The sequence below is a fragment of the Pseudomonas sp. NY15374 genome, from assembly GCF_048068255.1.
In the GTDB taxonomy this organism is placed as follows: domain Bacteria; phylum Pseudomonadota; class Gammaproteobacteria; order Pseudomonadales; family Pseudomonadaceae; genus Aquipseudomonas; species Aquipseudomonas machongensis.
Genome location: NZ_JBLUPZ010000008.1, coordinates 296,155 through 306,712, shown reverse-complemented (window position 1 = coordinate 306,712; position 10,558 = coordinate 296,155). Strand labels below are relative to the sequence as shown.

General features: G+C 63.5%; 11 protein-coding genes. 6 read left to right on the top strand and 5 right to left on the bottom strand.

The genetic code is table 11. The features are described 5' to 3' along the window. A partial coding sequence (locus tag ACNFHO_RS18600; RefSeq protein ID WP_416767047.1) for an MFS transporter occupies positions 1 to 1,312 on the bottom strand: 1,312 nt, incomplete at its 3' end. Positions 1,313 to 1,379: 67 nt separating this feature from the next. Here ACNFHO_RS18600 and ACNFHO_RS18595 point away from each other — a divergent pair. Then, positions 1,380 to 1,793 (top strand): helix-turn-helix domain-containing protein, encoded by a 414-nt coding sequence (locus ACNFHO_RS18595; protein WP_054893463.1) that lies wholly within the window; start codon positions 1,380 to 1,382, stop codon positions 1,791 to 1,793. Between the two features lie 13 nt (positions 1,794 to 1,806). Here the strand turns inward: ACNFHO_RS18595 and ACNFHO_RS18590 are convergent, their stop codons facing one another. Then, a complete protein-coding gene (locus tag ACNFHO_RS18590; RefSeq protein ID WP_416767046.1) occupies positions 1,807 to 2,313 on the bottom strand; it encodes a peroxiredoxin in 507 nt (168 codons plus the stop codon). Positions 2,314 to 2,515: 202 nt separating this feature from the next. On the opposite strand from ACNFHO_RS18590, the gene ACNFHO_RS18585 reads away from it, so the two are divergent. Beyond that, positions 2,516 to 3,886, top strand: a complete 1,371-nt coding sequence (locus ACNFHO_RS18585; protein WP_416767045.1) for a gluconate:H+ symporter — start codon at positions 2,516 to 2,518, stop codon at positions 3,884 to 3,886. 48 nt (positions 3,887 to 3,934) lie between these two features. Here ACNFHO_RS18585 and ACNFHO_RS18580 read toward each other — a convergent pair whose 3' ends face one another. From ACNFHO_RS18580 to ACNFHO_RS18570, 3 genes are all read right to left on the bottom strand, one after another. Further along, the gene (locus ACNFHO_RS18580; protein WP_112898257.1) at positions 3,935 to 4,438 is read right to left on the bottom strand and encodes a hypothetical protein; all 504 of its coding nucleotides are present in this window, start codon (positions 4,436 to 4,438) and stop codon (positions 3,935 to 3,937) included. Positions 4,439 to 4,544: 106 nt separating this feature from the next. Next, positions 4,545 to 5,135, bottom strand: a complete 591-nt coding sequence (locus ACNFHO_RS18575; protein WP_416767044.1) for an HD domain-containing protein — start codon at positions 5,133 to 5,135, stop codon at positions 4,545 to 4,547. A 3-nt stretch (positions 5,136 to 5,138) separates the two neighbouring features. Beyond that, on the bottom strand, positions 5,139 to 5,738 hold the full coding sequence (locus ACNFHO_RS18570; protein ID WP_416767043.1) for a TetR/AcrR family transcriptional regulator: 600 nt from the start codon (positions 5,736 to 5,738) through the stop codon (positions 5,139 to 5,141). Between the two features lie 243 nt (positions 5,739 to 5,981). On the opposite strand from ACNFHO_RS18570, the gene efeU reads away from it, so the two are divergent. Genes efeU through efeO (ACNFHO_RS18550) form a run of 4 tightly spaced genes read left to right on the top strand, consistent with a single transcriptional unit; the run spans position 5,982 to position 10,194 of the window. After that, the gene (gene efeU / locus ACNFHO_RS18565) at positions 5,982 to 6,824 is read left to right on the top strand and encodes an iron uptake transporter permease EfeU (protein ID WP_416767042.1); all 843 of its coding nucleotides are present in this window, start codon (positions 5,982 to 5,984) and stop codon (positions 6,822 to 6,824) included. 2 nt (positions 6,825 to 6,826) lie between these two features. Continuing rightward, positions 6,827 to 8,035 carry an iron uptake system protein EfeO gene (efeO, locus tag ACNFHO_RS18560; protein ID WP_416767041.1) on the top strand — a complete coding sequence of 403 codons (1,209 nt, stop codon included), beginning with the start codon at positions 6,827 to 6,829 and terminating at the stop codon, positions 8,033 to 8,035. 17 nt (positions 8,036 to 8,052) lie between these two features. Next, a complete protein-coding gene (gene efeB, locus ACNFHO_RS18555; RefSeq protein WP_416767040.1) occupies positions 8,053 to 9,351 on the top strand; it encodes an iron uptake transporter deferrochelatase/peroxidase subunit in 1,299 nt (432 codons plus the stop codon). A 30-nt stretch (positions 9,352 to 9,381) separates the two neighbouring features. Next, a complete protein-coding gene (gene efeO / locus ACNFHO_RS18550) occupies positions 9,382 to 10,194 on the top strand; it encodes an iron uptake system protein EfeO (protein ID WP_416767039.1) in 813 nt (270 codons plus the stop codon). The last annotated feature ends 364 nt before the right edge of the window (positions 10,195 to 10,558 follow it).

Below are 10,558 nucleotides of genomic sequence, written 5' to 3'. Positions count from 1 at the left end.
TCGGGGGTGCCGGGGGGTGTTTGGCGTGTGACCGGTTGTGTTGCCCGGTTGGCGCGACTGAGGGCGAATCGGGCCCGCGGTGGGGCTTACCCAGCAGCGCAAGCGCGACGGCAAACACACACAGGCCCGCTGCCGACAGGAAGGTGATGGAGAAGGCTGTGCCAATGACCTGCGCCGAACTGTTGGCCAGGCCATGAGTTCCGAGCAGGCAGGCAAACAACAGCGGCAGCGCGGCGGCGCCGGTCATCAAGCCCAGGTTGCGCGACAGACCGAGCAGCCCTGACAGCAGGCCCCGGTATTCCTCCGTGGCATTGGCCATCACGGCGGTGTTGTTGGCTGCGAGGAACAGTTGGAATCCCGGTGTGACCAACACCAAAGCCAGTACATAACCTGCGACGCCGATAAGCCTGGGCAGCACGGCGAAACACACCAGCCCTGCGCTGGCGACCAGCAGGCCGCCGAGCAGGGTTCGACGGGTTCCGAACCGATCAACCACGCGCCCGGCGGGAACACCTGAGACTGCCGCGCCGATCGGCCCGGCAGCCATCACCATCCCCATCTGCGCATCGCTAAGCCCCAAGCCGAACGAAAGGAAAAACGGGCCCACCACCAGCGTGGACATCATCACCGCGCCTGCCAGAATGTTCATTGCCAGCGACGTGGCCAACCCCGGCCTGCGTACTACGGCCAGCGGTATCAACGGGCGGGCTGAGGACCGCGTAATGCGTGCACTGGGGATCTTGGTTCGGGGTATGCCGGTCAATGTCAGCACCAGCATGCCGGCGCCGCACAGCAACAACAGAACGAATGCAGCACGCCAACCGAAGGCGCCAATCAACACGCCGCCCAGGGAGGGCCCCAGCGCTGTGCCGATGGCTGACATCGTTCCGAGCAGGCCCATTGCCGTACCCAGGCGCTCCTTGGCCACCAGGCCCTTGGCGATGGACAGCGGCAGGGCCATCAGCACCGCCGCGCCCAGCCCCTGGACTGCCCGCGCAACAATCAGCCAATCCAGCCCTGGGGCCAGGGCACAGGCTCCGGAGGCCACGGTGAACACCGCAAGGCCGATGAGCAGTACGCGGCGACTGCCATACAGATCGCCCATCCGCCCCGCCACGACGATGGCTGCCGTCGAAGCCAGCAAGTAGGCCAGCACGACCCATTGCACCTGCTGCACGCTGACCGAAAACACCCGCGCCAGGCTCGCGAGCGTTACCGTGGCGATGCTGACCCCGAGCGAGGCCAGCAGGATCGAGCCTGCCAGCGCGGCCAGTACAGGCTTGTTCATCTTTGTAACTGGTTCATCGTTCATGGTTGACTTCTTGTTGATCGAAAGGCGATGGCCTACGATGCAACTTCAAGTCAACTTGAAGTCAAGCATGAAAATCGTCGATATCGGTGAGCTGGCGAAAAGCAGCGGTGTGACGACCTCTGCCCTGCGCTACTACGAGGAAGTCGGGCTGATCCAGTCCGTTGGCCGCAGTGGGCTGCGTCGCCAGTACAGCGAAGACACCCTGCTGCAACTTGCCCTGATTTCGCTGGGCAAGGCCGCCGGCTTTTCGCTGGAGGAGATCAAGGGCATGTTCGGCAAGGACCGCAAGCCGGACCTGCCCCGCCCGGCTCTGCACCAGCGCGCCGATGAGCTCGACCGCCAGGTCCGCAGGATGACTGCGCTCAGCAGCTTGCTGCGACACGTCGCCGAATGCCCAGCGCCGTCGCACCTGGTCTGCCCGAAGTTTCGCAAGTTGCTGCGTATGGCCTGCCCTGAGGGCCTGCCATATGAAAAAGGCTGAACGCTACCTGGCCCTATAACTGTTGAACCCACTTCAACATGCTCTGCGCATCGCTGACCTCGAACTTGCCGGGCGCCTCGACCGCGAGGTGCCTGACCACGCCATCTTCGACCAGCATCGCGTAACGCTGGGAACGATGGCCCATGCCGCGAGCCGACAGATCCTGGCTCAAGCCCAGTGCTTTGGCGAATTCGCCATTGCCGTCGCCAATCATCTTCACCGCATCACCCACCTGCAGGCTGCTGCCCCAGGCATTCATGACGAAGGCATCGTTGACGGAAACGCAGAGGATTTCGTCGATACCCGCCGCGGAAAACGCGTCGGCCGCAGCGACATAGCCGGGGACGTGATGTTCGGAACAGGTAGGTGTGAAGGCGCCGGGCAAGGCGAAAATCACCAGTTTGCGCTGCTGGCAGCGCTCGCGGATGGAAAACGCGTTCGGGCCGATCGCGCAGGCGCCCTCCCCGTTGCTGTAGGCGTACAGCGTGATATCAGGCAGTGAATCGCCGGTCTTGATCATGACTCTCTCCTAGGGTGGGCTGCGCGTGGCGCGCGGCGGCCAGTTTTAGCAGGTTTGCGAGGACGATGCAGGGTTACGCGGTTTCTGAAAAAACTTTCATGTCTTGCAACCCTGAAAAACGGGATCAGCTAGTCGTCTATATGAATCCATCCGGTATATTCCTTCAAGAGACGTAACAAGACATTACAAGAAGGGGTTTCCGTTGGATATTTCACATGCCGCGTGGCTTGCCCACGACACCCGCCTGGTGCTCTGTTGCCTGGCGGCCATCACCACCATCATCGTGCTGATCAGCGTCACCAAGTTGCCGCCCTTCCTGTCGATCCTGATCGGTACCTTCGTGGCGGGCCTGGGCGCGGCCCTGCCGCCAGAGGAGGTGGCCAAGGCGTTCGGCAAAGGCGCTGGCAGTCTGCTGGGCGAGGCCGGGATCATCATTGCCCTGGGCGCGATGCTCGGCGCGCTGATGGCCGAGTCCGGGGCCGCTGATCGTATTGCCTCGACGCTGTTACGCCATGCCCGGGGCAAGGCGCTGCCCTGGGTGATGGCGCTGGTGGCGATGGTCATTGGCTTGCCGCTGTTCTTCGAAGTCGGCCTGGTGCTGATGGTGCCGGTGATCTTCGTCATCGCCCGTCAGTCTGGGCAGCCGCTGCTCAAGGTGGCGATCCCGGCGCTCGCCGGGATGACCACCCTGCACGCGTTGATGCCGCCCCACCCGGGGCCGCTGATCGCAGTCAGCGCCCTGCATGCAGACCTGGGAATGACCATGTTGCTGGGCCTGTGCATCGCCGTGCCGGCGGTGATCCTCGCCGGCCCGCTTTATGGTATCTGGCTGTCGAAACGCCTGGATGTGCAGGAACCCGCGGAACTGGGTGCGCTGTTCACCGCCAAGGTCGAGACCCGGCGCAAGCCAAGCTTTGCCGTATCGCTGCTGATTATCCTGCTGCCAGTGCTGCTGATGCTGGGCAGTACGCTGGCCAAAGTCGCCATGGCGCCGCAAAGCACCCTGGCGCTGACCCTCAAGTTTCTCGGTGAGCCGCTGATTGCCCTGGGGCTGGCGGTGATCGCTGCGGTGATCTGCCTGGGCTGGTCGATCGGTATGGCCCGTGACCAGGTCGGCAGCGTACTGCGCAAGAGCCTGGCGCCGATCGCCGTGCTGTTGTTGACCATCGGAGCCGGTGGTGGGCTGAAACAGACCCTGCTCGAAGCCGGGATCAGCGACACGATCAGCAAGGTGGCCGGTGGCGCGCACCTGTCGTACGTGCTGTTGGCCTGGCTGATCGCGTTGGCGCTGCGCCAGGCCACAGGCTCGGCCACCGTTGCGACCACCACCACTGCCGGTATTCTCGCGCCATTGATGGCGGGCCTGGCGACCACCCAGAGTTCGCTGGTGGCACTGGCCATCGGTGCCGGCTCGGTGTTCTTCTGCCATGTCAACGATGCCGGGTTCTGGATGGTCCGCGAGTACTTCGGGCTGCAACTCAAGCAGACGATCTGGGTGTGGTCGGTGCTGCAGACCATCGTCTCGGTGGTTGGGCTGGTCGGCACCCTGCTGCTGTGGCAATGGTTCCAGTAAGCGGCTAGTGACAGCGCAGCTACAGTGGCTGCGCTGTCGCCTCGGCGATCAGAGCGGTGGTGCCCTGCGGCGCTGCAACCTGATCCAGCAGGCCTGTACCGCTGCGCCTACCACGAAAATCCCCAACCATCCGGCCAACGCAGCCCGCACCAGCGGCGACTCGGGGCCGTCCGCCAATGGCTGGCCGCTTGGCAGTCGCGTCAGGGTTTCGTTGATCCCTGGTACCAGCAGCAGGAAGAAGCTGAATGCGAATGCCAGCTGCGCCAGGTAGGGCCGCGCACGCCCCAGCAGCCTGAGCTTGGGGATGACCAGCGCCGCTCCGACCACCAGCAGCGCGAGGATGCCGAGCGCATGCCCGACGTTGAATCCGCCGGTACTGGAAAGGCCGAACGCCGTCAGTACCGACACCAGCATCCCGAGCAGGTAGCCGCGTGCAACTGGCGCCCGGGGCTCGATCTGATGATGGCGCGCATAGCTGTAGAGCCCGGCGACGAAGGTCGCCACGCTGACGGCGGTATGGATGGCGCCGAGGGTGGACACAGGGTGTGGCATGGTTGTGACTCCGTCTTTATGAATGGTCTGCTACCGACTAGTAGGTAGGCATGTGACTGCAAAAAAAACCGCTGCGCCCGCACAGCGGCTTTTCACCGTGAAAACCTCAGGGTTGTCCATCACCCGCGAAATGCCGCGCGATCCAGCGCTCGCAGAGCGCCCAGAGCTCGGGTGCGCCACGCTGGATGACCGGCCCGTAGCGCTCGATGACCTGCTGGCGCGATACACCGCTTTCGGACCAGGTGCCACCGCCGGTGAAGATGTTGATCAGCAGTGGCTGAAAACGGTCGAGCGCCTTGGCGAAACACGCATCTGCAGTCTCGGCCTGCTCGAACTCCTGCCACAGTTCCAGCATCTGCGTGCCCTGTGGTTGCGGCAGCAGGCCAAACAGCCGCTGGGCGGCCTCGGCTTCCTGCTCGGCCTGCAACTGGCTGGACGAGCCTCCATGAATGGGGTAGTCACCGACGTCGATCTCCACGATATCGTGCAACAGCAGCATGCGGATGACGCGGTTGCTGTCCACTGCCCCGCTGGCATGCTCATTGAGGATCAACGCATACATAGCCAGGTGCCAGGAGTGTTCGGCGGAGTTTTCCTTGCGGCTCTGATCCAGCAGCGGTGATTGGCGACGCACGCTTTTCAACTGGTCGATCTGGCGCAGAAATTCCAATTGCTGTTCCAGAGGGCTTGGCAGCATGGCTCAGGCTCCGGGGGGCGGAATCGGTGTGGCAAGCCTGTCGATCAGCGGCTGCGTGATAAGCCCGAACACGCCAGGCTCGCCATAGGCGCGGGCAGACAACATCGCGCCATGCACGGCAGCCATGAAACGCTCAGCTTCAGCCTGAGGGGTATCGGACAGGGTCAGGCTGCCCACCTGCGCGCCGCGCTCGAGCACTGTGGTGATCCAGGCCGAGAGGCTGCGGAAATGCGCCCTCACCTCAGTGGCGACTTCGGCAGGCAATACCGGTATCTGAGTGGCGAGCAAGGCACACACGCAATAGCCCTTGCTGGCCTCGCCGACGCATTCCAGCCAATAGCCTACATAGGCCTTGAGCTGGTCGACGGGGGCGGGAAAGTAACGCTCCAGGGCAGCCATGCCGGCCTTGGCCTCTTCGCGGTATTGCGCGACCAGAACGCGCACCAGGTCCGCCTTGGTGGGGAAATGGTGATGGATGCTGGCTTTGCGTATCCCGACGCTCTCGGCGATGTCGGCGTAGCTGAAGCTGTTGTACCCGCCCGTGATGATCAGGGTGCGGGCGCACTGGAGAATGTCGGAGTAGGTCGTGGATTGAGTGCTCATGAACGGCACCCTACCTCCTGGTAGGGACATGGTCAACCGCCGTGAGCGTTCTTTCATTCAGCCCAGTAATCGCAGCAGAGCACATTTGTACTCCACCGTTGCAAAGCCCATTTTCCCGAGGCTGGCAAGGGTGGAAATGGCACAAGTTAAAATATTATTCACATGCGCTAATGATTCTCATTGAAGTAGATTTCCCGGCGACCTCGCCCTGGGGTCGATGCCTTCAGCCATCCTGGGAGAATCATGCTAGTTCCCTTCCTCATCATGCTCCGCGAGGGCATCGAAGCCGCGCTGATTGTCGGCATCATCGCCAGCTACCTGCGCCAGACCGGCCGTGGCCAGTGGATGCCGGCCGTGTGGATCGGCGTGTTTCTCGCCGCAGCCCTTTCCCTCTTCGTCGGCGCCGGCCTTGAGCTGATGAGCAGCGAGTTCCCGCAGAAACAGCAGGAACTCTTCGAAGCGCTGGTCGGGCTGGTCGCGGTGGTGATCCTCAGCTCCATGGTGCTGTGGATGCGCAAAGTGGCACGTTCGATCAAGCACGCGTTGCACGTCTCGCTTGATGCCGCGCTCGCGGGTTCGAAGCACCAGGCCTGGGCGCTGATCGCCATGGTGTTCTTCGCCGTCGCTCGCGAGGGGCTGGAGACGGTGTTCTTCCTGTTGGCGGTGTTTCAGCAGAGCGAGGGCCCGGCAGCACCGCTGGGCGCCCTGCTTGGGCTGGTGGTGGCGATCCTGGTGGGGTTGGCGCTGTACTCCGGCAGCCTGCGCCTGAACCTGGCGCAGTTCTTCCGCTGGACAGGCCTGTTCATCCTCGTGGTGGCGGCGGGCATCCTCGCCAACTCGGTGCAGGCGCTGCACGAGGCCGGGGTCTGGAATGCGCTGCAGGGGGTGGTCTTCGATAACAGCCACAGCCTGCCAATGGATGGCCCGACCGGATCGGTACTGGCGGGGATGTTCGGTTACCAGGACACCCCGACCGTGAGCACCCTCGGGGCCTACCTGCTCTATCTGGTCGGTGCGCTGGTGCTGTTCTTCTGGCCGGCACCGGCCAAGCCTTCCTCTTCCCACGCTGCACAGAAACAAGGGTAAGCATGACCAGTCACGAGACCGGCGCCGCCGGCAAGCCCCCCTCCCCCCGTGTACTGCGCCTGGCGGTTGCCGGCAGTGCCCTGTTGATGGTCGGTGCGGGCCTGGTGTTCTTCTATGCCTCGCACCAGGCCCAGGCCAGGCGTGCGGCCAACGCCGGACATGAAACGCTGATCACCATCCGCGATCACGCCTGCGAGCCGAACGACCTGAGCGTCCCGGCCGGGCTGAACAGTTTCCGCATCGTCAACCAGTCGCAACGCGCCGTCGAGTGGGAGATTCTCGATGGTGTGCTGGTGATCGAGGAGCGCGAGAACATCGCGCCGGGCTTGTCACAGGTGATCAACGCCACACTGCAGCCGGGTCGCTACGCGATCACCTGCGGCTTGCTCAGCAACCCGCGCGGCAGCTTGACCGTCACCCCGACCGCCGCCTCCGAAGCGGCCGCCAAGGCGCGCCCCGCGCTGACCGCCTTTATCGGGCCGCTGTCCGAATACCGCGTCTACCTGGCCAGCCAGGGCAGCGCCCTGGTGCGGGCAGGCCAAGCGCTCAAGGATGCGATCCAGGCCGGCGACCTGCAGCAGGCGCAAGCTGCCTATGGCGCAGCGCGGGTGATCTACCAGCGCATCGCCCCGGCCAGCCAGCGTCTGGCTGAACTGGACAACCGGATCAATGCTCGCGCCGATTACTTCGAACAGCGTGAGCAGGACCCGGCGTTCACAGGCTTGCATCGCATCGAGTACGGCCTGTTCCAACAGCGCACCACCGCGGGGTTGGCGCCGGTGGCAGAGACGCTGCTGCTCGACCTGGGCGAACTCAAGACGCAACTGCTTGCCCAGTCCATCGCGCCGCAGCAATTCACCGAGGCGGTGGTGCGCAGCCTGCACAACCTTGCACAGATCCGCAGCAGTGGCGAAGAGGAACGCTACAGCCACCTCGACCTGCCGGGTTTTGCCGCCAACCTCGAAGGTGTGCGCAAAGTGATCGATCTGTTGCGCCCCTTGCTGGCCAGGAACGGCTCTGAGCCGTTGGCGACAATCGATAGCGCCATGACTCGCTTCGAGCAGCACCTGCAAGCCCTGCACGGCGCCGAGGGCTATCTGCCCTACGACCAGGTGCCGCAGGCGCAGAAACAGCAGATCGCAGCCGATGCCGACGCACTGGCCAACGCGATCGCGGCCATCGATCAGGCCCTGGGCCTGGCCGACCAGTAAAGACAAGCGAGCCTCAGATGACAGACCGCGATACCCGTAACGCCCCGCAATCCCAAGAGCGCCGCCGCCTGCTGGCAGGCCTTGGTGTGGCAGGCGTCGCCATGGCCACCGGCAACGCGCTGGCGGCTCCCTCACCGGCCAAGGTCACCGAAGCCCCGCACAGCGACCGCACGCAAGAGCGCAACGCCTGGATCGGCGAACATCAACCGGGGGTGGTGACACCGCGTCCTACCGCCGGGATGTTCGTCGCCTTCGATGTTCTGGCGCAGGACAAGCAGGATCTCGAGCGCCTGTTCCGCACGCTGGACCAGCGCATTCGCTTCCTGATGGCCGGCGGCCCGGTCCCCCAGGTCGACCCGAAGCTTCCACCAGCGGACTCGGGCATCCTCGGTCCGGTCGTCACGCCGGACAACCTGACCATCACGGTGTCGGTCGGCGAGTCGCTGTTCGACGAGCGATTCGGCCTCACCGGCGCCAAGCCCAAGCGCCTGAGCCGCATGCTCGGCTTCCCCAACGACGCGCTGGAGGCCGAGCGCTGCCATGGCGACCTGGGGTTGCAGTTCTGCTCCAACGCGCCGGACACCAACATCCACGCCCTGCGCGACATCATCAAGAACCTGCCTGACCTGCTCTACGTACGCTGGAAACAGGAAGGCTCGGTGCCGCAGCAGGCACCGCGCAAGGCGGCGGAGCCCGAGCAGAGTGCGCGCAACTTCCTCGGTTTTCGTGACGGCTCGGCCAACCCCGACTCCAGCGACGCGGCACTGATGAACCGGTTGGTCTGGGTACAGCATGGCGACGAACCTGCCTGGGCGGTCGATGGCACCTACCAGGTGGTGCGGATCATCCGCAATCTGGTCGAGCGCTGGGACCGCACGCCATTGCAGGAGCAGGAGTCGATCTTCGGCCGCAAGAAAGCCAGCGGCGCGCCCATGGACGGCCAGCGCGAAACCGACGTACCTGATTACACCAAGGACCCGGAAGGCAAGCTGACCCGTCTGGACGCCCATATTCGCCTGGCCAATCCGCGCACTGCGGCCAGCCAGCCCAACCTGATCCTGCGCCGGCCTTTCAACTACTCCAGCGGCGTGAACAAGAACGGGCAACTGGATATGGGGCTGCTGTTCATCTGCTATCAGGCCGACCTGGAAAAGGGCTTCATCACCGTCCAGAACCGCCTCAACGGCGAGCCGCTGGAGGAATACATCAAGCCGGTCGGGGGCGGGTACTTCTTCGCCCTCCCCGGCGTAAAGAACGATCACGACTTCATTGGTCGTTCGCTGCTCGACGCTGCCACCCCCACAAAAACCGCATGACACGACACAGAAACGGATCAGGACATCGCCATGAACAAGACCCGCCTCGCCCTGTTGCTCACGCTTGCCCCGCTGTTCGCCAATGCTGCGGTTGACCCGCTGACCCTGGTGCAGCCGGTGTCGGACTACAAGATCTATGTCACCGAGAAGGTCGACCAGTTGGTGAGCGACACCGAGCAGTTCACCCATGCAGTGAAGAAGGGAGACCTGGCCAAGGCCAAGGCGCTGTATGCCACGACCCGGGTCAACTATGAAGCCGTCGAGCCGATCGCCGAGCTGTTCAGCGACCTGGACGCGGCCATCGACTCGCGGGTGGACGATCACGAAAAAGGTGTCGAGGCCGATGACTTCACCGGCTTCCATCGCCTGGAGTACGCGCTGTTCGACAAGAACACCACCGACGGCCAAGGCCCGATTGCCGACAAGCTGATCGCTGACGTGAAAGACCTGCAGGGCCGTATTGCCACCCTGACCTTCCCGCCAGAAAAAGTCGTCGGCGGTGCGGCAGCATTGCTCGAAGAAGTGGCCGCGACCAAGGTTTCGGGTGAGGAGGATCGCTACAGTCACACCGACCTGTACGACTTCCAGGGCAACATCGACGGGGCACAGAAGATCTTCGAGCTGTTCCGCACCCACCTGGAATCCCAGGACAACGCGTTCGTCGCCAAGGTCGACAAGAACTTCGCCACCGTCAACAAGCTGCTGGCCAAGTACAAGACCCAGGACGGCGGGTTCCAGTCCTACGACAAGGTGGCAGAGCGTGATCGCAAGGCCATGGTCGGGCCGGTCAACACCCTGGCCGAAGACTTGTCGACCTTGCGCGGGAAGTTGGGTTTGAACTGATCTTCAATAACAGTGTTGTTCTGTTCGCAGGCACGCCCGCGAACAGAACAACACCCTCACCTCCACCCTAACTACCGCGCGAATGAAATATATTTAAAACTCCCCACGGCCAGCCCCTTTTCTAAACTTTGTTTCATCGAAAACCCGGCCAATCTCCCCTTCTATTCATCGTCCCCCAGGCATAAAGCGTGGAGAATGGCGCGCCGCTCGCCAGGCCCGCTCCCGGACCTGCGCCGCAACGAGTGGCGGCCGGCGCTGCGCTGCATGGCTGCGCCACTTTCAGCTTTGAACGGATAGGCACAGCGCTAAACAGAGATTGTCTATCCGGGCAAGTTCTCAAGGCGAATAAGTCAGTCCCAACGAA